General features: G+C 65.2%; 23 protein-coding genes. 13 read left to right on the top strand and 10 right to left on the bottom strand.

Annotated features, from left to right (window positions below):
- Positions 1–131: 131 nt before the first annotated feature.
- A complete protein-coding gene (locus tag CAG00_RS00605; RefSeq protein ID WP_003256398.1) occupies positions 132–347 on the top strand; it encodes a DUF2970 domain-containing protein in 216 nt (71 codons plus the stop codon).
- A 263-nt stretch (positions 348–610) separates the two neighbouring features.
- Here the strand turns inward: CAG00_RS00605 and CAG00_RS00600 are convergent, their stop codons facing one another.
- The gene (locus CAG00_RS00600) at positions 611–1,687 is read right to left on the bottom strand and encodes an ABC transporter substrate-binding protein (protein ID WP_085663174.1); all 1,077 of its coding nucleotides are present in this window, start codon (positions 1,685–1,687) and stop codon (positions 611–613) included.
- A gap of 213 nt (positions 1,688–1,900) precedes the next feature.
- Between CAG00_RS00600 and CAG00_RS00595 the strand changes: the two genes are divergently transcribed.
- From CAG00_RS00595 to CAG00_RS00570, 6 genes are all read left to right on the top strand, one after another.
- Positions 1,901–3,553 (top strand): nitrite/sulfite reductase, encoded by a 1,653-nt coding sequence (locus CAG00_RS00595; protein ID WP_085663173.1) that lies wholly within the window; start codon positions 1,901–1,903, stop codon positions 3,551–3,553.
- Entirely contained in the window at positions 3,537–4,031 is a 495-nt protein-coding gene (locus CAG00_RS00590; protein ID WP_075044637.1) for a DUF934 domain-containing protein, read from the top strand. The genes CAG00_RS00595 and CAG00_RS00590 overlap by 17 nt, the downstream gene beginning before the upstream one ends.
- A 354-nt stretch (positions 4,032–4,385) precedes the next feature.
- The gene (dkgB, locus tag CAG00_RS00585; RefSeq protein WP_075044636.1) at positions 4,386–5,189 is read left to right on the top strand and encodes a 2,5-didehydrogluconate reductase DkgB; all 804 of its coding nucleotides are present in this window, start codon (positions 4,386–4,388) and stop codon (positions 5,187–5,189) included.
- Positions 5,190–5,193: 4 nt separating this feature from the next.
- Entirely contained in the window at positions 5,194–6,147 is a 954-nt protein-coding gene (locus CAG00_RS00580; protein ID WP_085663172.1) for a TIGR03571 family LLM class oxidoreductase, read from the top strand.
- A gap of 14 nt (positions 6,148–6,161) precedes the next feature.
- Positions 6,162–7,334 carry an MFS transporter gene (locus CAG00_RS00575; protein ID WP_025338476.1) on the top strand — a complete coding sequence of 391 codons (1,173 nt, stop codon included), beginning with the start codon at positions 6,162–6,164 and terminating at the stop codon, positions 7,332–7,334.
- 261 nt (positions 7,335–7,595) lie between these two features.
- Positions 7,596–8,060 carry a nuclear transport factor 2 family protein gene (locus tag CAG00_RS00570; RefSeq protein ID WP_025338475.1) on the top strand — a complete coding sequence of 155 codons (465 nt, stop codon included), beginning with the start codon at positions 7,596–7,598 and terminating at the stop codon, positions 8,058–8,060.
- Here CAG00_RS00570 and CAG00_RS00565 read toward each other — a convergent pair whose 3' ends face one another.
- Both CAG00_RS00565 and CAG00_RS00560 read right to left on the bottom strand, forming a co-directional pair.
- Positions 8,061–9,416, bottom strand: a complete 1,356-nt coding sequence (locus CAG00_RS00565) for an ATP-binding protein (RefSeq protein ID WP_085592955.1) — start codon at positions 9,414–9,416, stop codon at positions 8,061–8,063.
- Positions 9,413–10,123 (bottom strand): response regulator, encoded by a 711-nt coding sequence (locus tag CAG00_RS00560; protein WP_085663171.1) that lies wholly within the window; start codon positions 10,121–10,123, stop codon positions 9,413–9,415. Before CAG00_RS00560 ends, CAG00_RS00565 begins: the two co-directional genes overlap by 4 nt.
- A gap of 168 nt (positions 10,124–10,291) precedes the next feature.
- Here CAG00_RS00560 and CAG00_RS00555 point away from each other — a divergent pair, with 168 nt between their 5' ends.
- The 5 genes from CAG00_RS00555 (at position 10,292) to CAG00_RS00530 (ending at position 14,867) form a co-directional block, all read left to right on the top strand.
- Positions 10,292–11,074 carry a VacJ family lipoprotein gene (locus CAG00_RS00555; RefSeq protein ID WP_025338472.1) on the top strand — a complete coding sequence of 261 codons (783 nt, stop codon included), beginning with the start codon at positions 10,292–10,294 and terminating at the stop codon, positions 11,072–11,074.
- Between the two features lie 13 nt (positions 11,075–11,087).
- Complete coding sequence (locus CAG00_RS00550; protein ID WP_075044630.1) at positions 11,088–11,297, top strand: hypothetical protein; 210 nt, start codon at positions 11,088–11,090, stop codon at positions 11,295–11,297.
- Between the two features lie 270 nt (positions 11,298–11,567).
- On the top strand, positions 11,568–12,800 hold the full coding sequence (locus CAG00_RS00540; RefSeq protein WP_085663169.1) for an MFS transporter: 1,233 nt from the start codon (positions 11,568–11,570) through the stop codon (positions 12,798–12,800).
- Between the two features lie 36 nt (positions 12,801–12,836).
- Positions 12,837–13,610, top strand: coding sequence for a helix-turn-helix domain-containing protein (locus CAG00_RS00535; RefSeq protein WP_025338469.1), 774 nt, complete (start codon positions 12,837–12,839; stop codon positions 13,608–13,610).
- 108 nt (positions 13,611–13,718) lie between these two features.
- Positions 13,719–14,867, top strand: coding sequence for a M14-type cytosolic carboxypeptidase (locus CAG00_RS00530; RefSeq protein ID WP_085663168.1), 1,149 nt, complete (start codon positions 13,719–13,721; stop codon positions 14,865–14,867).
- A gap of 164 nt (positions 14,868–15,031) precedes the next feature.
- Here the strand turns inward: CAG00_RS00530 and CAG00_RS00520 are convergent, their stop codons facing one another.
- The 7 genes from CAG00_RS00520 to CAG00_RS00490 are packed head-to-tail and all read right to left on the bottom strand — an operon-like array spanning position 15,032 to position 21,369.
- On the bottom strand, positions 15,032–16,000 hold the full coding sequence (locus tag CAG00_RS00520; protein WP_085663166.1) for a spore coat U domain-containing protein: 969 nt from the start codon (positions 15,998–16,000) through the stop codon (positions 15,032–15,034).
- The gene (locus tag CAG00_RS00515) at positions 15,997–18,390 is read right to left on the bottom strand and encodes a fimbria/pilus outer membrane usher protein (protein WP_371915759.1); all 2,394 of its coding nucleotides are present in this window, start codon (positions 18,388–18,390) and stop codon (positions 15,997–15,999) included. The genes CAG00_RS00520 and CAG00_RS00515 overlap by 4 nt, the downstream gene beginning before the upstream one ends.
- Before the next feature lie 12 nt (positions 18,391–18,402).
- Positions 18,403–19,179, bottom strand: coding sequence for a molecular chaperone (locus CAG00_RS00510; protein ID WP_075044624.1), 777 nt, complete (start codon positions 19,177–19,179; stop codon positions 18,403–18,405).
- A gap of 39 nt (positions 19,180–19,218) precedes the next feature.
- A complete protein-coding gene (locus CAG00_RS00505; RefSeq protein ID WP_085592943.1) occupies positions 19,219–19,722 on the bottom strand; it encodes a spore coat U domain-containing protein in 504 nt (167 codons plus the stop codon).
- A 3-nt stretch (positions 19,723–19,725) separates the two neighbouring features.
- Positions 19,726–20,256, bottom strand: coding sequence for a spore coat U domain-containing protein (locus CAG00_RS00500; protein ID WP_085663165.1), 531 nt, complete (start codon positions 20,254–20,256; stop codon positions 19,726–19,728).
- Between the two features lie 18 nt (positions 20,257–20,274).
- Positions 20,275–20,811 (bottom strand): spore coat U domain-containing protein, encoded by a 537-nt coding sequence (locus tag CAG00_RS00495; protein WP_085663164.1) that lies wholly within the window; start codon positions 20,809–20,811, stop codon positions 20,275–20,277.
- Positions 20,812–20,841: 30 nt separating this feature from the next.
- The gene (locus CAG00_RS00490; RefSeq protein WP_085663163.1) at positions 20,842–21,369 is read right to left on the bottom strand and encodes a spore coat U domain-containing protein; all 528 of its coding nucleotides are present in this window, start codon (positions 21,367–21,369) and stop codon (positions 20,842–20,844) included.
- A 263-nt stretch (positions 21,370–21,632) separates the two neighbouring features.
- On the opposite strand from CAG00_RS00490, the gene CAG00_RS00485 reads away from it, so the two are divergent.
- Positions 21,633–23,882: an ATP-binding protein gene (locus tag CAG00_RS00485; RefSeq protein ID WP_085663162.1), complete on the top strand. Its 2,250-nt coding sequence runs from the start codon at positions 21,633–21,635 to the stop codon at positions 23,880–23,882.
- Positions 23,883–23,889 lie beyond the last annotated feature (7 nt).

Raw genomic sequence — 23,889 nt, 5'->3', positions numbered from 1 at the left:
CGACACAAGGCCGCTCCTACAGGAGAATGCAATCCCTTGTAGGAGCGGCCTTGTGTCGCGATGGGCTGCACAGCAGCCCCAATAGCCACCTACACTGTCCCTGATTGCCTCTGATTTCCTCAGGAGCCACCATGGACGATTCCAGCCAGGGCAAGCCCCCTACCTTCTGGCAGATGCTGCACAGCATCCTCGCTGCCGCCTTCGGCGTGCAAAGCGGCAAGAACCGCGCCCGCGACTTCACACACGGCAAGGCCAGCCATTTCATTGCGCTGGGGACGCTGTTCACCCTGGTGTTCATTGCCGTGCTGATCGGCCTGGTGCAGTTGGCCCTGCACCTTGCGCGCTAGCAAAAACGCCTGCGGGACTCCCTCCCGCAGGCGCTCTGGCTGCATCACGGTCTTGAATACAAGTCTACTGGTGGCTGACCCAATACACGGCAGTGACCACCACCAGAACGATCAGGCAGAGGATCGCCCAGGCATCGACGCTGCTGTCAGCTTTGCGGACCTTGGTTGAGTTTCCCATTGCATTGCCTCTTGTAGTGGTTATGGGAATGCACTTCACCACCAGCAGTTAAGACGAGCAATGCCCTTCCCTCAAGCAGGGTCTTTCAATAATTGATCGGTGATGTCAGAAACGGGTACTGGTAGTCGGGCGGCCGCCCTTCGGCACTGTAATGCTGGAAATCGATGCCGTAGTCGGGCCGCTCCAGCAGTTTCAGCCAACGGGTTGCCTTGGCCTGGTCGATCGGCTGCAACACCGGCACGCGATGCTCGCGCAGGCCGTCACGGTTCACTGCCAGCCCCTGGGCATCATCGTGCAGCATCACCATCGCCCAGCCGCCGAGGGTGAAATGCCCGCCCATCAGCACGCTCAGGCGCCCGTCGATACGTGCGTGCAGGGCCTCTGGCGAGCTGTTGATGGCGCTGAACAGCACATCGCGCCCTGGCTTGCGCCCCGCCTCCTCGAACGCCTGCATGGCACCAAAGGCCATTTCGTCGTTGGCCGACCACACCAGGCGGGTGGCCGGGTAGCGCTCCAGCAGTTGCTGCGCCTGCTCGTAAGCGCGCTGGCGGCTCCAGCCGCCATATACCACCTGGCGCAGGCGCACCTGGGGGAAGTCGGCCAGGGCCCGGCGCATGCCTTCCTCGCGCAGTTGCGAGGCCGGGGTGGTCTTGACCCCGGCAAACGCCAGCAGGTCCACCGGCCCGCTGTCACGGGGCAATTGCGCGACCATCTGGTGCAACATCTGGAAGCCCGCCTGCTCGTCGTTGGCCGTCAAGGTGCCCAGCAGCTCGGCATACTTGTCGGGCTGGGCCTCGATGCTGCGGGCCTGGCTGGCAGTCAGGCCGTTGTTGACCAGGAACAGCTTGACCCCGCTGCCGCGCGACAGGCGGATGATCTCCGGCGCCACGTACTGCTCGTTGACCAGTACCAGGTAATCCGGGCGCTGCGCCCCGCCCAGGATCGCCCTGGCCTGGGTCAGCGCCAGGTCGGCGCGGCGTTCGCTGTACTCCACGCGCAGGGTCATGCCCAGCTCGTCTGCGGCGGCCTGCATGAAGCGCGTATAACTGGTCCAGAACGTCTCGGTAGACAGCCCCGGATTGAGGAAAACCACCGAAGCCGGCTGCGCGCTCGCCGCCAGCGGCAAGGCAAGACACAAGCTTTGGCACAATGCCTTGAGCATGGGCTGACATCCCTGCGAAGCAAACATCGGATTATAAACGCCAGGCCACGCCCAACGCACAAATGGCAGTCAGTCTCACATAGTCCATTTGGTTCTTTTCATATGCAAAAACATCACTTTAGCGCATAAACGCAACCTGCTATCGTTCCCCGGCTCCGAAGCGGAGTGCGCGGCCGTGCGCGCGAATAGCTGCATGCCTGAGACAGGACTTTTATGTACGTATACGACGAGTACGATCAGCGGATCATCGAGGACCGCGTCAAGCAGTTCCGTGATCAGACCCGCCGCTATCTGGCCGGTGAGCTGAGCGAAGAAGAATTCCGCCCTCTGCGCCTGCAGAACGGCCTTTACATCCAACGTTTCGCACCGATGCTGCGCGTCGCCGTGCCGTACGGCCAGCTGAACGCCACCCAGGTCCGCACCCTGGCCAGGATCGCCCGCGACTACGACAAGGGCTACGCCCACATCTCCACCCGCCAGAACGTGCAGTACAACTGGCCGGCACTGGAAGACATCCCGGACATCCTCGCCGAACTGGCCACCGTGCAGATGCACGCGATCCAGACCAGCGGCAACTGCCTGCGCAACACCACCACCGACCAGTTCGCCGGTGTAGCCGCAGACGAAATCGTCGACCCGCGCCCGTGGTGCGAAATCGTCCGCCAGTGGACCACCTTCCACCCGGAATTCGCCTACCTGCCGCGCAAGTTCAAGATTGCCATCAACGGCTCGCAGGAAGACCGCGCCGCCATCGAAGTGCACGACATCGGCCTGGAGCCGGTGCGCAATGCCGCTGGCGAGCTGGGCTTCCGTGTGCTGGTCGGTGGCGGCCTGGGCCGTACCCCGGTGGTGGGCTCGTTCATCAACGAGTTCCTGCCGTGGCAGGACCTGATCAGCTACCTCGACGCCATCCTGCGCGTGTACAACCGTTACGGTCGTCGTGACAACAAGTACAAGGCGCGGATCAAGATCCTGGTCAAGGCCCTTACCCCGGAAGTGTTCGCCGAGAAGGTCGAGGCCGAAATGGTCCACCTGCGCGGCGGCAGCACCACGCTGACCGAAGCCGAAGTGCAGCGTGTATCGCGCCACTTCGTTGACCCGGCCTACCTGGCCCTGGACAACTTCGACTACGCCGCCCAGGACGCCGAGTACCCAGGCTTCGCCCGCTGGCGCTCGCGCAACACCCGCGCCCACAAGCGCCCTGGCTACGTGGCCGTGACCCTTTCGCTGAAGCCCACCGGCGTTGCCCCGGGCGACCTGACCGACAAGCAGCTGGACGCCGTGGCCGACCTGGCCGAGCGCTACAGCTTCGGCTTCCTGCGCACCTCGCACGAGCAGAACATCATCCTCGCCGACGTCGAGCAGCGCCAACTGCACGCCCTGTGGCTGGAACTGCGCGAAAGCGGCTTCGCCACCCCGAACATCGGCCTGCTGACCGACATCATCTGCTGCCCGGGTGGTGACTACTGCTCGCTGGCCAACGCCAAGTCGATCCCGATCGCCGAATCCATCCAGCGCCGCTTCGACGACCTGGACTACCTGTTCGACATCGGCGAGATCGACCTGAACATCTCCGGCTGCATGAACGCCTGCGGCCACCACCACGTGGGCCACATCGGCATCCTCGGCGTGGACAAGAAGGGCGAGGAGTTCTACCAGGTGTCGCTGGGCGGCAATGCCGCGCGTGGCGCGAGCCTGGGCAAGATCCTCGGCCCGTCCTTCGCACAGGATGATATGGCCGATGTGATCGAGAAGCTGATCGCCGTGTACGTCGAGCAACGTACCGAGGAAGAGCGTTTCATCGACACCTACCAGCGTATCGGCATCGACCCCTTCAAGGAACGCGTCTATGCAGCGAATCATTAAGAACAACCAGATCGTCGACGAAACCTGGCATCTGCTGCCCAAGGAAACGTCCTTTGACGAGCTGACCAACTGCGACGACTACATCGTCCCGCTGCAGATGTGGCGCGACCATGCCCACGTACTCAAGGCCCGCGACGGCGGCCTGGGCGTGTGGCTGGACAGCGACGAGCAAGCGGAAGAAATCGGCGAGGACGTGCAGCACTTCCAGGTCATCGCACTGAACTTCCCGGCGTTCACCGACGGGCGCAACTACTCCAATGCGCGCCTGCTGCGTGACCGCTACAAGTTCAAGGGCGAACTGCGCGCCATTGGCGACGTGCTGCGCGACCAGCTGTTCTTCATGGCCCGTTGCGGTTTTGACGCGTTCGCCATCCGTGCCGACAAGGACCCGGAAGACGCGTTGCAAAGCCTGAAGGACTTCTCGGTGACCTACCAGGCCGCCACCGACGAGCCGCTGCCGCTGTTCCGCCGCCGCTGATCGTCACCTTGCAATGCCAGACGGCCCGCCTCTATGGCGGGCCGTTTCGTTTTTCTGTACTGGCCTCTTCGCGGGTGAACCCGCTCCCACAGGTACTGCACCCTTCTTGAGTGCGGCGCGGCCCCTGTGGGAGCGGGTTCACCCGCGAAGAGGCCGGTACAGGTTTACCCTGCATTCCCTCAGCAACAGTCAAGGCACAGCGACCTATTCTTGCCTCCCGGTCAAATGACCTTGGCCCCGCCCCACCTTAATCAATCCCCCTCAAAGCCGCACACTGCTCCCCACACGAAGAGCGATCGAACCCGAGCGACCAGGCTCGATTCGGCTCACCCCTCACTCACCAGGAGCAGATCCATGAGCATTCCATCCTTCGGCCTCGGCACCTTCCGCCTCACCGGCCAGGCCGTCATCGATTCGGTCAAGTCGGCCCTGGAACTGGGCTACCGGGTCATCGACACCGCGCAGATCTACCAGAACGAAGCCGACGTCGGCCAGGCCATCGCCGAAAGCGGCGTCAAGCGCGACGAGCTGTTCATCACCACCAAGATCTGGGTCGAAAACTACGCCGCCGACAAGCTGATCCCGAGCCTGCGCGACAGCCTGCAGAAACTGCGCACCGACTACGTCGACCTGCTGCTGATCCACTGGCCTGCCCCAGGCAACGGCGTTGAGCTGCGCGAGTACATGAGCGCCCTGGCCGAAGCCAAGAAGCTGGGCCTGACCCGCCAGATCGGTGTGTCCAACTTCAACATCGAACTGACCCGCCAGGCCATCGAAGTGGTCGGCAAAGGCGAAATCGCCACCAACCAGATCGAACTCAGCCCGTACCTGCAGAACAGCAAGCTGACCGCGTTCCTCAAGGAGCAAGGCATCACCGTCACCTCGTACATGACCCTGGCCTACGGCAAAGTCCTGAAGGACTCGGTTCTGGCCGACATCGCCGCCAAGCACAAGGCCACCGTCGCCCAGGTTGCCCTGGCCTGGGCCCTGCAGCTGGGCTACGCGGTGATCCCGTCGTCGACCAAGCGCGAAAACCTGGCCAGCAACCTGCTCGCCCGTGACCTGAAGCTGGACGCCGACGACATGGCACGCATCGCCAAGCTCGAGCGCAATGGCCGCGAAGTCAGCCCTGACGGCCTGGCGCCAATCTGGGATTGATACCATGACCACGCCTCTCGAACGCCTGACCGCTGGCGGCTTCAGCATCGGCCTGGAAGCACCGCTGGACCACGACTGGACGCCCGCCGGCGACCAGGCGCGGCGCCGCGATGGCCGCCAGTTCGGCGAGCCGGACCTGGCCCGCCACACAGAACTGGCACAACTGGCCGACCGCCTGGGCTACCGCGCCCTGTGGGTCCGCGATGTGCCGCTGTACGACCCGTCGTTCGGCGACGCCGCCCAGGTGTTCGAGGTGTTTGCCTACCTCGGCTACCTGGCCGGGGTAACCCGCGACATCCTGCTTGGCACGGCTGCCGTGGTGCTGCCGATTCGCGAACCGCTGCTGACCCTGAAATCGGCCAACAGCGTGCAGCGCCTCAGTGGCAACCGCCTGCTGCTGGGCGTGGCCAGTGGTGACCGGCCAGTGGAGTACCCACTGTTCGGTCGGGATTTCGAGGGGCGTGGCAACACCTTCCGCGAACAGGTCGCGCTGCTGCGTGATGGTGCCAACGGCCACCTGCCCGAAGGGCTGGCCGTACTACCCAGCACCGCTTCGCCGCTACCGTTGCTGGTAGCCGGCCTGGCCCAGCAGAGCCCGGCATGGATCGGCAGCAACCTGGACGGCTGCCTTGCCTACCCCGGCACAGCGGACGACCACCGGCAGCGGGTCGCCGCCTGGCGCGCGGTGGCGGGCAACAAGCCTTACAGCAGCTTCATCCACCTGGACCTGGCGGACAACCCCGACGAACCGCTGCAACGCTGGCGCTTCGGTTTCCGCGGCGGCCGCAAGGCGCTGGCGACCGAGCTCGGCGCCCTGCGTGCGGCGGGCGTCGACCATATCGGCCTGCACCTGCGGCGCAACGTGCGGCCGCTGGACGAAACCCTGCGCGAAATCGCCGAATACGTATTGCCACAATTCCATGAGACAAAAACCCAACTGACGGAGGCCACACCATGACAGGAACACGCGCAATGAAAGCCGGGCGCGTCCTGTTTGCCCTGGCCATCGGCGCCTTCGGCATCGGCACCACCGAGTTCACCCCGATGGGCCTGCTGCCGGTGATCGCCCAAGGTGTCGATGTCAGCATCCCCAGCGCTGGCATGCTGATTACCGCCTATGCCATCGGGGTGATGGTCGGTGCGCCGATCATGACCCTGCTGTTCAGCCGTTTCGGCAAGCGCGCCGCGCTGATGGCGCTGATGGCCATCTTCACCCTCGGCAACCTGCTGTCGTCGCTGTCACCGGACTACTACACCCTGCTCGCCTCGCGCCTGGTCACCAGCCTCAACCACGGCGCGTTCTTCGGCCTTGGCGCGGTAGTGGCTGCCAGCGTGGTGCCCAAGGAGAAACAGGCCAGTGCCGTGGCCACCATGTTCATGGGCCTGACCATCGCCAACATCGGCGGCGTGCCGGCCGCCACCTGGATTGGCCAGCAGGTCGGCTGGCGCATGGCCTTTGCCGGTACCGCCGTGCTGGGCCTGCTGGCCATGGCCGCGCTGTGGTATGCCCTGCCCAAGGGTGAACGCGGCAGCGTGCCGCACGTGCGCAAGGAGCTGGCGGTCATCGCCCGCCCCAGCGTGCTGCTGGCAATGGCCACCACCGTGCTCGGTGCCGGCGCCATGTTCACCTTGTACACCTACGTGGCACCGGTACTGGCCGAACTGACCGGCGCCTCGGACAGCTTCGTCACCCTCGGCCTGGTGCTGATCGGTGTGGGCTTCACCCTGGGCAACAGCCTGGGTGGCCGCCTGGCCGACTGGTCGCTGGATGGGGCGGCGCGGATCTTCCTCGCGGCACTGGCAGTGATCATGCTGCTGATGCCGCTGGTGCTCGGCAGCCACATCGGCGCCGCCATCGCCTTGCTGGTGTGGGGCATGTTCACCTTCGCCGTGGTACCGCCGCTACAGATGCGGGTGATGATCGCCGCCATCGAAGCACCGGGGCTGGCCTCGTCGATCAACGTCGGCGCGTTCAACCTGGGCAATGCCGTGGGCGCGGCGCTGGGTGGTGCGGTGATCAGCCTGGACCTGGGCTATGCGGCAGTGCCGATGGCAGGTGGCGTGCTGGCGGCTGCCGGGCTGCTGCTGGTGTGGCTGGGCGGGCGTAGCAAGGCTGCCGGGAAAACCGCAGCCGACGCAGCCTGACAGAGCCCCCCCTGTAGGAGCGGCCTTGTGTCGCGATGGGCCGCAAGGCGGCCCCAAGGTGCTTGCGTCAACTCTGGAGCTATTGGGGCTGCTACGCAGCCCTGTCGCGACACAAGGCCGCTCCTACACGTGGACCGCGCCTGGTATGGCACCTCGGCATTGTTCCACGCACTGCAATTATGATGTGCCAGGCACACCCATTCTCTGTTCGGCCAGCGGCTACTACTCTCCTACCAGCCAATCGAACTGAGGAGTACCCCGATGTCCCGCCCACCCCTGCCGCCCTTCACCCGCGAAAGCGCCATCGAAAAGGTCCGCCTGGCCGAGGATGGCTGGAACGGCCGCGACCCGGCCAAGGTCGCGCTTGCCTATACCATCGACACCGTCTGGCGTAACCGCGCCGAGTTCCCCCGCGGCCGTGCCGAGGTCGAGGCGTTCCTGACGCGTAAATGGAACCATGAACTGGAGTACCGCCTGATCAAGGAGCTGTGGGCCTTCACCGGCAACCGCATTGCCGTGCGCTATGCCTACGAGTACCACGACGACAGCGGCCAGTGGTACCGCGCCTATGGCAACGAGAACTGGGAGTTTGCCGAGGACGGGCTGATGCAGAACCGTCATTCGAGCATCAACGAGCACCCTATCAGCGAAGCCGAGCGCAAGTTCCGCTGGCCGTTGGGCCGGCGCCCGGATGATCACCCCGGGCTCAGCGAACTGGGGCTCTGATCAGCCCTGCGGCAGCATGACCCTGACTTCCAGCCCGCCACCCGGGCGGTTGCCCAGGGTCACGCTGCCCCCCTGCTCCAGCACGATGGCCCGTGCTGCGGGCAGGCCCAACCCCACGCCACCGGTATTGCGGTTGCGTGAACCTTCGATACGGTAGAACGGCGCGAATACCTGCTCATGCAGCTCCGGCGCGATGCCCGGCCCGCGATCCAGCACGGTAATCTCGATCTGCCTGGCGCTTACCGCCAGCACCACCGTTGGCTCACAGCCGTATTTCGCTGCATTGTCGATCAAGTTGACCAGCACGCGCTTGATACCCACGGGCCGCCCCGTGTACACACAGCGGCGCGGCCCGCTGAGGCCGACCTCGACCCCCGCGTCCTTGAAGTCGTCCACCACGGTCAGCAGCAGCTCGCCCAGGTCGAATACGGTCGTCTGTTCCAGCCGTGCGTCATCACGGAAGAACTCCAACGCCGCATCGACCATCGCCTGCATCTCGTCGACGTCCTTGAACAACTTGGCCTGTAGCTGGGCATCGTCGATGAACTCGGCGCGCAAGCGCATGCGCGTCAGCGGCGCACGCAAGTCATGGGAAATGGCCGCAAGCATCTGGGTGCGGTCGTTGAGAAAATGCTTGAGCTGCGCCTGGGTGGCATTGAACGCGAGAATGGCCTGGCGCAGGTCGTGCGGGCCGACCACCGGAATGGGCGGGGCGTTGAAGTCCTTGCCAAAACGCCGCGCACCTTCGGCAAAGCGTTCCAGCGGCTTGGCCAGGTAGCGCGTGGCCAGCAGCGCGACGGCAAGGCTGGAAACCAGCATCAGGCCGAGGATGATCAGGTTGCGCGGCAGTTCATCCAGGCCCCAGCTACGGCTGGTGGCACGGAACAGCACCCAGGACTTGTCGCTCAGCTCGATCATCAGCGCATAACCACGTTCAGGTGCGTACTCCGGCATATCGGACGGTTCGAAAGCCTCCACCCTGGCATCCGGGCGCTTTAGCAGTGCGCGCAGGATAGGCGTGCCCTCGCTGAACTCGGCATCGACCAGCACTGGCACGCCCGCTTCGTCATGGCGGCGCAGCCAGCGCACGGAATATGAGCCGTCGCCCGCCGCACTGGCGATGTTGGCACGCTGCGCCATGGGCGCGGCATCGAGGATGCGGGTGACCGCTGCAACCTTCTCGATCACCCCGCTCTCCAGCAGCGGTGGCTGCGCCCAGACGCTCAGCAACAGGCTGAACAGCCCCTTGAGCAGCAGCAGGAACAGCATCGCCGTCAGGGTGGTCAGTGCGATCCAGCGGGCAATGGTGATCCTGGGCCGTGGCAGGGCCTGGCGAACCCTGGCCAGCAGCTTCATCGCTTCGCGACCGTGGGCGTGAACAGATAACCGGCATTGCGCAGGGTACGGATCAAGGGCTCGTTGCCGTTGTCGGTTTCAAGCTTGCGGCGCAGCCGGCTCACCTGGACGTCGATGCTGCGGTCATAGGCGTCGTAAGCATCGCCACGAGCCATGTCCAGCAACTGCTGGCGGCTGAGCACCCGCCGCGGATGCTCGGCGAACACCAGCAGCAGCTCGAACTCACCGTTGGACAAGGGGATCATGACGTTGTCCGGCGAACGCAGCTCGCGCCGCACCACATCCAGCCGCCAGCCGGCAAACTCCAGGGTCGCGCAGGCATGGCCCGCCGCGCCCCCGGCCGCTTCGCCGGCACGGCGCAGCACTGCCCTCACCCGGGCCAGCAGTTCACGGGCGGCGAACGGCTTGGTCAGGTAGTCGTCTGCCCCCAGCTCCAGGCCAACCACCCGGTCACTCAACTCGCCCATGGCGGTGAGCATGATCACTGCCACCTTGTGCTCGGCCAGCAAGCGCTGGCACAACACCAGGCCACTGTCACCAGGCAGCATCACATCCAGAATGACCAGGTCCGGCACCCGCCGCTCGACGGCCTGCCACAGCGCCTTGCCATCCCTGGCCACATCAACCTCGTAGCCATGCTGGCAGAGAAACTTCTGCAGCAGGTCGAGCACCTCGACATCATCGTCGACTATCAGCAAATGGCTCACAAAAAAGCACCGCAAAACAAGGTTACCAAGCCGTACTTTAAGGCCATCCCCACGCAGCCGTCATATATTTCAACCCGGAAACAAAGTGTCGACGCCGAGACAATCCGGACATCCCCAGGCAAAGAAAACTGCGCAGCATCGCCGCCAGTTCTTGCCAGGAATGTATCTATGTCCCGTTCATCATCCGCCTCCCGTTCAGCGCGCTCCGCCGCGCTGGCCTTGTCGTTGCTTGCAGCGGGAGGCTGCAGCCAACGTGCACCGGCCACGGCGGCCTGCGGCAATGTCGCCTATCAGGTCAGTGACCCGGCCGAGCCCGCCAACCGCGCCGTTTTCGCCTTCAACCGCACGGTCGATGACTATCTGCTGGCCCCCGTCGCCCGGGGCTACACCGCGCTGCCCGGTTTTGCCCAACAGGGCATGCACAACTTTGCCAGCAACTTCGGTGAGCCCAAGGTGTTCGTCAACGACCTGCTGCAGGGCAATGGCGAACGGGCGATGACCAGCCTCTCCCGCTTCATCTTCAACACCACCCTGGGTGTGGCGGGGCTGGTCGACGTGTCTGGCAAGATGGGGCTGAGCCAGCACCGCTCGGACTTTGGCCAGACCTTCGGGGTGTGGAACATCGCCGCTGGCCCCATTGTCGAGCTGCCGCTGCTGGGCACCCACAACCTGCGCGATGCCACCGGCACGCTGCTGGGCCTGGCACTGGACCCGTTTGGCGGCAACAGCGATACCGTAGAAACCATGGGCAACGTAGCCACGGCCGGCGGCATCGTCGATGCACGGGCCGAAGCACTGCCATTGACCGACCTGCTGCGCACCTGGCCTGACTACTACGTTGCGCTGCGTGACTACACCGCGCAGCGGCGCAGCAACCGGGTGGCAGAAGGCAAGGCCGGCGAGCCGGGGGCGTGGCCAGTGGATTGTGCAGGGGGTGCCCGTGAAGAATGATGCCCAAGCCGCCATGCTGCTGTTCAGGCGCCTGGAAGGCGCTGCCCGGCAACCGCTGTTGCTGCATGAACTGGAGGCCCGTGTTTCGGCCGATGGCCGGAGCCTGGTGCTGAGCCGCTATCGCGAACGCTTTACCGCCGAAGGCAAGCCCTACCGGCACGAGGCTCATCGCAGCGTACCGATTGCAGCATTGCTGCGCTGGGTGGCGCGGCACGAACGATGAATCCGAGGGCGGCCAGGTATTAGCAGGGACCCTGTGGGAGCGGCTTTAGCCGCGAACACCGGCGCAGCCGGTGCCATGCACCGCGTTGGATTCTTCGCGGGTAAACCCGCTCCCACAGGGTACGCGGACCGCTTGCGAATTCAGGGCGTCAGGCCCGGAATGTCCGAAACGCGACAGTGGCTGCCTGTTCGGCGTGAGACAGGCAAACCGGGCACTGGCTACCCTTCTTCGGCAAATGCCTTGTTCCCTTTCGCCAGAAGAAGATCGCCCATGACGACCTCCACCGCCTCCATGGCCGCCACCACGCCTGCCGACCAACCCCAGGGCTTTCTGGTCCGCATCGTCGGCGCTGCCGCATTCGCCCACCTGCTCAACGACCTGATCCAGGCCGTGCTGCCATCCATCTACCCGATGCTCAAGAGCGATTTCGCGCTGAGCTTTGCCCAGATCGGCTGGATCGCCCTGATTTACCAGGTGACCGCGTCCCTGCTGCAACCCTGGGTCGGCCTGTACACCGACAAGCACCCGCAACCCTACCTGCTGCCGGCCGGCATGCTGGTGACGCTGGTGGGCATCGCCCTGCTCGCCTTCGCCAGCAGCTATGAAATGCTGCTGGTGGCCGCGGCGGTGGTCGGCGTGGGCTCGGCGACCTTCCACCCCGAAGCCTCGCGAGTGGCCAGGATGGCCTCCGGTGGGCGCTTCGGCACCGCGCAGTCGACCTTCCAGGTCGGTGGCAACACCGGCTCGGCCCTCGGCCCGCTGCTGACCGCTGCCATCGTCATTCCGCACGGCCAACCGGCCATTGCCTGGTTCATGCTGGCGGCCGCGCTGGCGGTATTCGTGCTGTTGCGGGTGACCGGCTGGACCGTACGCCACGGCCAGACCCGGCTCAAGTCCTTCGCCGGCCAGCAGGCCCCCGGCCTGTCGCGTGGCGCCATGTGGCGCGCCGTGGCGGTTATCGCCGTGCTGATGTTCGCCAAGTTCGTCTACATCGCTTCGTTCACCAACTACTTCACCTTCTACCTGATCGAGCATTTCGGCCTGAGCGTGCAGCACAGCCAGCTGTACCTGTTCGTGTTCCTCGCGGCCGTGGCCCTGGGCACCTTCGCCGGTGGCCCGGTGGGTGACCGTATCGGGCGCAAGGCGGTGATCTGGGTCTCGTTCCTCGGCGTGGCGCCCTTCGCCCTCGCCCTGCCCTACGCCAACCTGGCCTGGACGGCGGTACTGGCGGTGGCCATCGGCCTGGTGATGTCCTCGGCCTTCGCCGCCCTGGTGGTGTATGCCCAGGAGGCCGTGCCGGGCCGGGTCGGCATGGTGTCGGGGGTGATGTTCGGGTTGATGTTCGGTATCAGCGGCATCGGCGCCGCCGGGCTTGGCGAACTGGCCGACCGGCATGGCATCGAGTGGGTGTACCAGATCATCTCGTTCCTGCCGCTGCTGGGGTTGGCCACCGCGCTGCTGCCGGCAACCCGCTCGCAAGCCCGCCCAAGCCGCTGCTGTTAAAGTGGGCGTGCCAGGCTGCCCGTACAAGAGGTTGAAATGCTGAAGCCGCAGCACGAATTGCTGGTGGAGGTGGATGAGTGGAGCTGGGAGGTGGGCAGCCGTGCGACGGACTACCCGACCGACTGGTTCATCGAGCCCCACAGCCATGCCAAGCACCAACTGATCTATGCCATCAAAGGCCTGATGATCGTCGAGTCCGGTAACGAACGCTGGACCGTGCCACCCAGCCGCGGCGTATGGATGCCCTGCGGCCAGGTGCACGCGATCCGCTGCGTGGGCGATGTAAAGATGCGCAGTGTGTTCGTGCGCACCGACGCGGCAGTGCAGTTGCCCGTGCAGAGCAAGGCTATCAGCATCTCGCCGTTGCTCAGCGAACTGATCAAGGCCTCCGTAGGCTTTACCGCGCCGTTTGCCGAAGACTCGCGTGAAGCCCGGGTGATGCGCCTGATCCTCGACGAGATCTGCGTGCTGCCGACCTTGCCACTGAAGCTGTCGCAGCCCGGCGACAAACGCCTGCAGGCAATCTGCGCCGCGCTGCACGAGCGGCCTGACGATAACGCCACCGTGGCCGACTGGGGCCAGCAGCTGGGGGTGGACGAAAAGACCATCCAGCGCCTGTTCCGCAAGGAAACCGGCATGACCTTCGGCCAGTGGCGCCAGCAGGCGCGGCTGATGCAGGCACTGGAGCGGATCGCCCTGGGCGAGCGGATCATCGATGTGGCGGGGACGCTGGGGTATGACAGCCCAAGTGCCTTCGCCAGCATGTTCAAGCGCCAGTTCGGTATCACGCCGAGTCAGTTCTTCAAATAGCCTGTAGGAAACATATGAGATCGCCCCGCGTCGCCTGATCTCGCACAGCAACCCTGTCAAGCCGTGTACAGTACCCTCACAACAAAGCCCCCAGAAGGAGCCCGGCACATGACCGTGACGCTGTCCCCCCTACAGATCGACTGCGATTTCGACTCCGGCAACATCCAGGTGCTGGATGCCAGCAACCCGGCCCGGGTGCACCTGGCCATCCGCCCGGACACCCACAGCGGCCACTACCAGTGGTTCCACTTCAAGGTCAGCGGGCTTACGCCGGGCCAGGTCCATCGCTTCAGCCTCGACAACGCCTCCGGTTCCTCCTACAAGAACGCCTGGAGCGGCTACAACGCCGTGGCCTCCTACGACCAGCAAACCTGGTTTCGCGTCCCCAGCCAGTTCGACGGCACGGCGCTGTCGTTCGAGGTAAAGGCCGAACAGCCGCACATCTGGTTCGCCTACTTCGAGCCCTACCCGCGCGCGCGCCACAACCAGCTGATCGAGCGTGCACGGCAACTGCCGGGGGTCGAATTGCTCGCCAGTGGCCGCAGCGTACAGGGCCGCGACATTCCCCTGCTGCGTGCCGGTGATGGTGCCGCAGGCAAACGCAAGCTGTGGCTGATTGCCCAGCAACACCCGGGCGAACACATGGCCGAATGGTTCATGGAGGGCGTGATCGACCGCTTGCAGGCCAACGACGAGGTGATCCGGCAGTTGCTGGCCAAGGCCGACCTGTACCTGATCCCCAACATGAACCCCGACGGCGCCTTCCTCGGCCACCTGCGCACCAACTTCAAGGGCAAGGACCTCAACCGTGCCTGGCAGGACGCCAGCGTCGAGCTCAGCCCCGAGGTGTTCTTCGCCCAGGCGCAGATGAAGCAATACGGCGTGGATGCGTTCATCGACGTGCATGGCGACGAGGAGATTCCCCATGTGTTCACCGCGGCCTGCGAGGGCAACCCCGGCTACACGCCGCGTCTGGCCAAGCTGGAAGAGCAGTTCCGCAGCACCCTGTGCAGCCTGACCCGCGACTTCCAGACCGTGCATGGCTACACCCGCGACGAACCGGGGCAAGCCAACACGACGCTGGCCTGCAATGCGGTGGGGATGGCGCATGACTGCCTGTCACTGACCTTGGAAATGCCCTTCAAGGACCATGACGACGCTCCGAATGCCGTCACCGGGTGGTCGGGGGCGCGCTCGAAGGCGTTGGCCGGGGCGGTGCTGGAGACATTGGCGAAGATGGTTGGCGATTTGCGCTGAGGCCCCTGGCCGACGCGCCCCCTGTAGGAGCGGCCTTGTGTCGCGAAAGGGCCGCAAAGCGGCCCCGGCGATATCTGCGGCGAAGCTGAAAATGTGGGGCCGCTGCGCGCCCCTTTCGCGACACAAGGCCGCTCCTACAACGATCGCGTCAGCCGGGAGCCATGTCAGAACTGCACATCCAGAAGCACGCTGTCGGTATAGGTCGCAGCCGGGGGTGTAGCCTGGTCGGTGTAGACCTTGGCGTTGTAGTTGAACACCTGGCTACCGGTGCCGGTCCCCGTGCCGGGGTTCACATCGGCATCGGCACTGGCCCGTCGCGCAGCCCCTGTCGAACCCCAGCGCACCGCACCGGCGCCCTTGAAAATGTCATAGGCCAGGTAGTTGTTGGCAGCCGACTTCATCCGCCGCCGCCCATTGGCCACGTTCTGCCCGTCATCCAGGCCCACGGTGTAGTTGCTGCCCTTGGTGCACGACACGCTCAGGCTCTGGCTAACCGTACCGAACCCCGCCACCACCGGCGCGCTGGCGAAATTGATGCTGGGTGTGGTGATCTGGCAGTCGTTGGTCACCGTCATGCTCACCAGCAGGGTCTTGGTACCAGTGCCCTGGTCTCGCCCTATGCAAAGCCCGCCAACACCAATCCCGTCGCAATAGTCCCAGGTCCACTCGACAGTGAGGGTTTCCTGATACAACCCGGCCGATACGTTGCTGCCTACCTGCGTGCGCATGTAGATGGGCACGTTCTTCGGTGTACCGTTGAGCAACCCGAGCAAGTCGAGGATGCCGGTGGTCCTGAATTCGAAGGCGGTGCCACGGGTAATCGGATAGGTGGTCGTGGCGTCGGCATACAGCGTGTAGGGGATCACATCCCCGGTAGGGCCTACCAGCCCGCTGGTGGTAGAGGTGACCTTGATCTTGAAGGAGTCGGTGCTGCTGAGCACGCTGATCACCGAACCGTTGCATTGCAGGCCCGAGTTGGTACTGGACGCTGTCTGTACCGCGCCACGTACCTGGGTCGAGTTGAGCGAACCAAACGCCGCCGGCGCAGTTGACACTGATGTGCACTTGGCCCAGACCGAGCCCGCCCACAACAACAAGGCGCATGCCCACAAACCACGCCAGCAGGCCTTCATTTGCACACCAACGGGCCGATCAAGGGGATCGAACCTTGTGCTTCAGGCAGGTCGAACGCCACCTGGCAGTGCCCGCCCCCCTCCAGCTCCACCTGCAGGCGGTTATGCGGCGCCAGGTTCTCCAGATACACCAGGCCATCCCAACCGACCACCGCCTGGCTGCCGCTTTCTGCATGGGTGACACGGCTGCCCAGCTTGAGCACCTGCCGGTCGGCGTCCACCAGTTCGACACTGGCCGCCAGCACGCGCCTGAGCGGGAACTCCAGCAAGTAGCCACTGCCCCGGCGCACCGCCACACGCTGTTCCACTTCCGGCGCGAGGATGTCCGGCGGCAAGTCCATGGGGTCGATCTCGTACTTGCCGCGGTAGTAACCGCTGCTGTACGGCACCAGCAGGTGGCCGTCGGCATCGGTGCGGCCGACCTCCTGGTTTTCATAGCGCACCGGCACATCGGCGTAACCACCGGTGCTGACCACCACGAAGGCATCGTCGATGCGGTTGGCAGCGAACAGCCCGGCATCCATCCACACCAGCGAGCCACTGGCGTCGGCCCAGCGGGTCATCTCGCCACTGCTGCCATACACACCGGCCTGCAACTGCACCGATTGCAGGCGCCAGGTGACATCGGCCTGGCGGTAGGCATCGCGCTCGCTACCGGCGGCGTAGCCCAGGTTGTAACCGACACCACCACCCACCGGCGTCGCGCGGCTGTAGTTGACCCGCTGCAGGCTTTCGCCTTGCTGGCTGCGCTCCATGCCCAGGGCCAGGGTGCCATGCAGGTCGAACGGGATCACCAGTTGCGCCTGCACCGCCCACTGGCTGTCCCCCACTTCACGGTTGGCCGACAGATACACGCTGCTGTTGCCCCACAGCGGCCTGCTGTAGCTCAGGTTGATCAGCCGGGTTCGTGTGCCGTCGCCGGCGCGCACATCGAAATAGCCGGCGCCGATGTTGCCGTATTCGTTCAGGTTCAGGCTCAACGTGACCTGTTCGCTGCGCTGGCTCAGCTGTATGTCCCGGCTGTCGACCCGGGTCAGGTCGGCATAGTCGCCATGGCGTTGCAGGCGCTGGTAGCTGAAGCCGATGCGCTGGCTGTTGTACTGGTAACCGAGGGCGACCTGGTGGCCCTTGTCGCCGTCGAACCGGCTCTGCGCCAGGGCCGCGTTGAGCACGCCGAAGTTGCCCAGCCGCATGTTGCCGCCCAGGCCGCCCAGCATCAGCGATTCGGCGCTTTCGGCATGGGTCTCCAGGGTGAAGATGTCGCTGACCCCGTAGCGCAGGCTGGCCGAAGCAACCCCGGGACCGTAGGCAAAATCGCGCACCCCGTAGTCACGGCGCAGGCTGCCGGCTGCCACCGAATAGTCGGTCAGGCCCTGCTGCAGCAGGCTGCTGGTGACGTAGAACGGCAAGGTGGTCGACACCTGCCGGCCAAGGGCATCGGTGGTAACCACCACCGCCTCCCCGGCGCCGTTGATGAACGGCACGTTGGTCAACGTGTAGGGGCCCGGCTGCAATTCGCTGGTGCTGGACTTGTAGCCATTGATGAACAGGTCCAGCGAGGTCGGTACCGCCGCTTCACCGGAGAACGCCGGCAGCGGATAGGTGACCAGGTCGGGGCGCGCAGCGAAATCGCGCGACAACTGCAGGCCACCGACCCGCACCGAGCTGGTCCAGGGCAAGGCCCCGGTTATCAGGTCACCGGCTTCGTAGGTCAGCAGGCGCTGTTCGTCGGTGAAGCGCCAGGTGGTGTCGTAACGCAAGAAGCCCTGGCGCGTGTCGTCGGTCGGCGCACCATTGAACGACTGGCGCCATTGCCCGGTGCTGGAGAACGTACCCCAGCTGTCGAACAGACGCAGTTCGTTCCAGGCCGCCAGGTAGCTGCCGCCGTCATCGGTGTCGTTCAGGTACAGGTCGTAGTTGAACAAGGCGCCGAAACTGCTGCGCGCATCGCTGGCCGGGTACAGGTTGCGGTCGCCCAGCTGCTGGTCGGGCAGCCAGGCCGGCGGCACTTGCAGCAGCAGGCGCTGGTTCTGGCTGTCGTAGTCGGCGTGCAGCCCGGCGATGGCCTCCAGCGCCACCTCGCCCTGCGGGTTGCCCGGCAGCGAGACGCCGGCCGCCCGCAGCACGTCGCTGTCCAGGTACAGCTGCCCGGCGCGCTGCTGCACTGGCACCAGTTCAGCCCTGGGCATCTGGTTCACCAGCAGCTCGAGGTACAACGTGGCATCGGCGATCGCGGACAGTTCCGTGGGTGGCGGCGGCAGGTCGTCGGCCAGCAACAGGCCAGGGCCGACCAGGGCCAGCCCCAGGCACCAGCGGTGCGTCCTCGCTGTCAGCCCCCTCACACACGGTTTCCAACCATTGCCGGGTCCTCCCTGGCCCCTGCGCGGCATTCAGGCGCAGGCTCATTGGCTTTGGCGGATGGCGTCCGCGCTGCTCTGGCCGTTTACCCTCCCCTTCAGCACACTGCCGGCACTCGGTGCCAGCGGTGCCGGCCAGCGCATGCTGGCCCCCGGCAGCACATAACCCAGCAGGCCATCGGCCAGTGGCTTGCTCTGGCTGCCCTGCTGCACCACCACATCGGTCAGCCGCGCATGCACCGCGCCGGTGTTGCGCAGCTCCACGTACGGCTTGCCCTGCACGGTCACCGCACGCCAGCTGAGTTGCGGCTTGCCGACGCCCTCGGCATTGCGCTTGCCCGCGGGATCGGCCTTGCCCCACAGGCCTTCGCCGTAGACGAACAGGGGTACCGAGTAGCGCATCTGCAGGCGGATCGCCGCGGTGGTGCCGGGCTCGGCCTTGTCGACGGGGATGGCGGGCGGAATTTCGTCGATGATGATGCGGTAGGCCTGCTCCTGGCCGACTGGCGAGGGGCCGGTGCGGGTCAGGCGGATCAGTTGCTTCTGCCCGGGGGCGATATTGGCCACAGGCGGGCTGCCAATGATCTCGCGCTGCGCCTGGTACTGTTCCTGGTAGTCACCCTGGCGCCAGGCGAACACGCGCACCTGCAGGTTGGCCGGCGCCGTGCCGCGGTTTTCCAGCCACAGTGCGCCAGCCTTCTGGTCAGCCTCCAGCACCGGGTCGATCGGCCAGATCAGCACCGAGGTGGCCGCCCCGGCCGGCAGGCTCGCCAGCCACAATGCTCCGATCAATCCACGCGCCCACTTCGCGCCTGCCCCCATGAAGCTCTCCTTGAATACCGGTCGTTGGTGCCGGTGAATTCACCAGGTCACCGTCACTTGCACCACATCGGTGTAGGTCCCCGCCGGCTGCGTGCCGGTCAGCTGAACCCGCCCGTACACCGGCAGCTTGATCGCCGTCGGGTCGGTGTAGCTCACGGCCACGCTCTGGCCGATCCCCAGGCTCTGGCTGTATGCCGCATCCCGGTACAACTGGTAGGCCAGCACCTGCGTGCCGCCCGTACGCTTGAGGTTACGTGTGCCACTGGCACTGTTCTGCCCGCCATCCACGCTCATGCTCAAGGCCACCCCCGGGGTGCACTGGAAGGTCACCGTGCTGCCGCCCAACGAGGTGCCGATGACTCCGCTGGCCAGCGCCGATTGCGAACCGTAGTCGAGCGTCCCGAAGCTGCTCACACCGCCTACCACCAGGCACCCGGCAACGATCTGCGCCGTCACCTGGAAGCTGCTGGTGGTCGCCGCATCCAGAGGCGCGGCCAGCAGCACGCCAAGGCCGCTCAGGCTGCCCGCCAGCCAGCTGCGCATGGTTCAGAACGACAGCTCGACGGACACTGTGTCGGTGTACACCCCCGCCGGCAGACCGGCCTTGCCGCGTGCCTGGCCATACAGGTTGACGGTCTGGGCCGTACCGCTGCTGATCGGCAAGGTGATGGTGCCGTTGATGGCCAACACCTGCGTGCGGCCGGAATCGGTGTAGAAGTCGTACGGCACGAAGTTGCCGGCGCCATCCGCCAGCGCACGGCTGCCCCCGGTCGACTGGCCATCGTGGACGCCTGCCCCCACGCGGATCACCGGTACCGTGCCAGCCGAGCAGAGAATGCTGATCGCCCCTCCGCCGCCGCCGATCACCTGGGCGTCTGCGCTGGTGAACAGGGCATCGCGAGTACCGAAGTCCAGGGCGCCGAAGTTCACCCCCGAAGTGCCCGAACTGCCATTGACCTGGCACGCTGCGGTCAAGGTCAGCTTCGAGTCGATGGTCCCGGTCGTGGCGGCCTGGGCCTGGGAAGCCAGCATCAGCCCCAGGCCGGTGAGGATGCAGCGTGAAAGGTTCGTTCTCATCGAAGTCTCCTTGTGTCGTTACCAGTCCAGGGTCACCCTCAGGGTGTCACGGTACAGCCCGGCCGGCAGCGCGCGCGGTTGCGCCACTACCACACCGTAGATGGGGATCGGTATCTGCCGGGTACTGCTGATGGTGAAGGCACGCGCCTGGCCGATGCCGTAGCGGCTGTTACCGTCTGGGTCGATCGCCAGTTGATAGGGGATCAGCTCGCGGCCGTTGCTCAGGCGCCGTATGCCGTCGCTGCCATTCAGGCCGCCGTTGATGCGCACGTTGAACGCCCGCACCTCGGGCGTGCAGCTGATATGCAGGCTGCCTTCGCCGCTCACATCATCAACCCGGCTGCGCAGCGGCTGGTCCCAGTTCGGTCCGCGCTCGCCGAAGTCCATCAGGCCGGGGTTACCCACCGTTGCCGGTTGCGTCTCGTTGCTGCTGATCTGGCAAGCGGTGCTGATCACCAGCCGCGCCTGGATGAAACCGGTGCTGGTGCCATGCGCGGCACCACCGGGCACCAGCAGCGGGCCCAGGGAAAGCAGCAGGATCGAGGTACGGTTCATGGCGTCGCGTCCTTGTGCATGGCGGCATCCCTACCAGCTGACGGTGACTTTGAGCAGGTCGGCGTACAAGCCTGCAGGCGGTACCCAGGCCAGCTTGTCGATCCGAGCAAACAACGGCAGCTCGACCGAACCGCTGTTCGGCACCCGCGCCGAATGCGCCACGTTCACCGCCAGCGGTTCGCGCCAGGCAGCGTCGCGGTAAAGGCGATACGGGATGGGCCGGGCCGTGGCATCGTCACTGGCCAGGAAGCGCAACTCGCCGACGCCGCCATGCTGCCCACCATCGACGCGGACCTGATAGGGGGTGTGGGGATTGCATTCCAGGCGTGGCGGGCGCTGGCTCAACAGCGCGCCGGTGAGCGGCGCCCCAGGGCCATCCAGCCGTGCAGCAGCGCCCAGGTCGATGCGCCCAAGCGCCTGTGCCCCGGCATCGCGGGGCTGGTTGACCAGCATGCAGCCGCGCTGCACCAGCACCCGCACCTCCACCAGGAAGTCCGCCGCCATGGTACTGCTGCTCAACATAAGGCCCAACAGGGCGGCCAGGTAGCGCTCCGTCACCTAATTATCCTTGTCGATGTCTGCTGACCTGAGCGTAGCAGCGGAGTGGCATCACGCTGCTGGCATCGAGCCATTTTTTTGTATTAGCCAAAAAGCGCTACCACCTGAAAAAAAAGCCGCACGACACAGAACGCATCGCCGACATTCTCCTCAAATGGCCAAAGGCCGTTATCCGGACCGATATTCTGTTAGGGTGTATCCCCTTCATCCTGCCTAGACTCATGCGGCATGCATGGAAGGACACGACAGGAGCGTTTTCATAGATGATTGCAGACAGCACGCTCACCCAAGCCCTCGAGCGCTGCGCCCAGGAGCCGATCCAGCTGCCTGGCAGCATCCAGCCCCACGGTTTCCTGCTGGTGCTGGACGAAACCGACATGCGGGTACTCCAGGCCAGTGAAAATGTCGAACACTGGCTGGGCATGCCGGCCAGTGAACTGATAGGTCGCGACTTCGCCGAACTGGTCAGCGGTGCCTTCGACCTGCGCCTGCACCTGGCCCGCCTGCCGCAGGACGAGGTCTTTCCGTTCCACATCAGCGATGTGCACCTGCGCCAGGACGCTCCATATCGTGGCAACCTGCACCTGCTGGTCCATCGTCACGACCAGGTGCTGATCGCCGAATTCGAACCCCCTCGTCTGCCGGCGGACCTTGCCGGGCAAGGCGACTACTACCCGCTGGTGCGCAGCTTCGTAGGCCGCCTGCACCAGGCCGGCAGCCTCGAGGAACTGCTGCAGCAAACCGTGCTGCAGCTCAAGCGCATCACCGGCTTTGGCAGGGTCAAGGCCTATCGCTTCGATGCCGAAGGCAACGGCCAGGTGCTGGCCGAGGTGGCCGACCCGGGGTACCCGAGCTACCTGGGCCTGTGTTTCCCCGCTTCGGACATACCGCGCCAGGCGCGCGAGCTGTACCGAATCAACCGCATCCGCGTGATCGAGGACGCCAACTACCAGGCCTCGCCGTTGCTGCCAGCTGCCAACCCGCGCACCGGCAAGCCGCTGGACCTGAGCTTTGCCGCGCTGCGCAGCGTGTCGCCAGTGCACCTGCAGTACATGCGCAACATGGGTACCCTGGCATCGATGTCGCTGTCGATCGTGGTCGACGGGCAACTCTGGGGGCTGGTGTCCTGTCACCACGAACAGCCGCGCCCGGTGGACCTGCGCACCCGTACCGCCTGCGAACTGCTGGCCAGTGTGCTGTCGCTGCAGATCGAGTCGCGCGAGTCCCACGCCAACACTCGCCAGTTGCTGGAGCTGCGCCAACACATCGTGCGCATGATCTCGTCCATGGCCGACCATGACAGTGTCGGCGACGGCCTGCGCGACTTGCCGGAAGTACTGCTGGCCTTCGCCGGCGCCCAAGGTGCCGCGGTCATATCCGCCGAACGTTGCGACCTGATCGGCAAGACCCCTCCGGCCGCGCAGGTAAACGCCCTGGTGCACTGGCTCTCCCAGCGTGGCGAAGAGAGCGTGTTCCACAGCGACAACCTGCGCCGCGACATCGATGAACTGCCCGAGCTCGCGGCCCATGCAGGCGGTGTGCTGGCAGTGGCCATTTCGCAGATCCACTCGCACTACCTGCTGTGGTTCCGCCCCGAGCAGGTGCGCACGGTGAACTGGGCCGGGCAGCCGAACAAACAGGTCGGGCCGCAGGGCAACCTCGACCCGCGGCACAGTTTCGAAAGCTGGCAGGAAAAATTGCGCGGCTACTGCGAACCCTGGCACCCGCTGGTCATCGAAGGCGTGCAGGAGCTGCGCACGGCAGTGCTCGGCATTGTCCTGCGCAAGGCCGAGGAACTGGCGCAGCTGGCTGGGGAGCTGCGCCGCTCGAACAAGGAGCTCGAAGCGTTTTCCTACAGCGTGTCCCATGACCTGCGCGCGCCCCTGCGCCATATTGCCGGCTACTCCGAACTGCTCGGCGAAATCGAGGGCCAGAGCCTAAGCGAGCGCGGCAGGCGCTTTCTGCAACACATCGAGGAAGCCGCGCATTTTGCCGGAAGCCTGGTCGACAACCTGCTCAACTTCTCGCAAATGGGCCGCTCTGCCCTGCGCCTGTCCGAGGTCGACCTCAACGCCCTGGTCGAGGCCATTCGCAGCGAACTGGCGCCCGACTACCAAAACCGCGAAATTGTCTGGGACATCGCCCAGTTGCCCAAGGTGGTCGGTGACCCGGCGTTCATCAACATGGCCTTGCACAACCTGCTGGCCAACGCCATCAAATACACACGTGGGCGCACCCCGGCGCGCATCGGCATCAGCGCCGTGCAACACCCGGGCGAAACCGAGATCTGCATTCGCGACAACGGCGTGGGCTTCGACATGGCCTACGCCAACAAACTGTTCGGCGTGTTCCAGCGCCTGCACCGCATGGAAGACTTCGAAGGCACCGGGATCGGCCTGGCCAGCGTGCGTCGCATCATCGAACGCCATGACGGCCGGGTCTGGGCCCATGGCAAGGTTGGCCAGGGTGCAACCTTCCACTTCACCCTCCCGCGCCATCCCGCGACTACCTGAGGCACCG

Source organism: Pseudomonas sp. B5(2017), assembly GCF_002112825.1.
Lineage (GTDB): Bacteria > Pseudomonadota > Gammaproteobacteria > Pseudomonadales > Pseudomonadaceae > Aquipseudomonas > Aquipseudomonas putida_Z.
The sequence above is the reverse complement of the archived record's forward strand: the minus strand, read 5'-3'. Positions and strand labels throughout refer to the sequence as shown.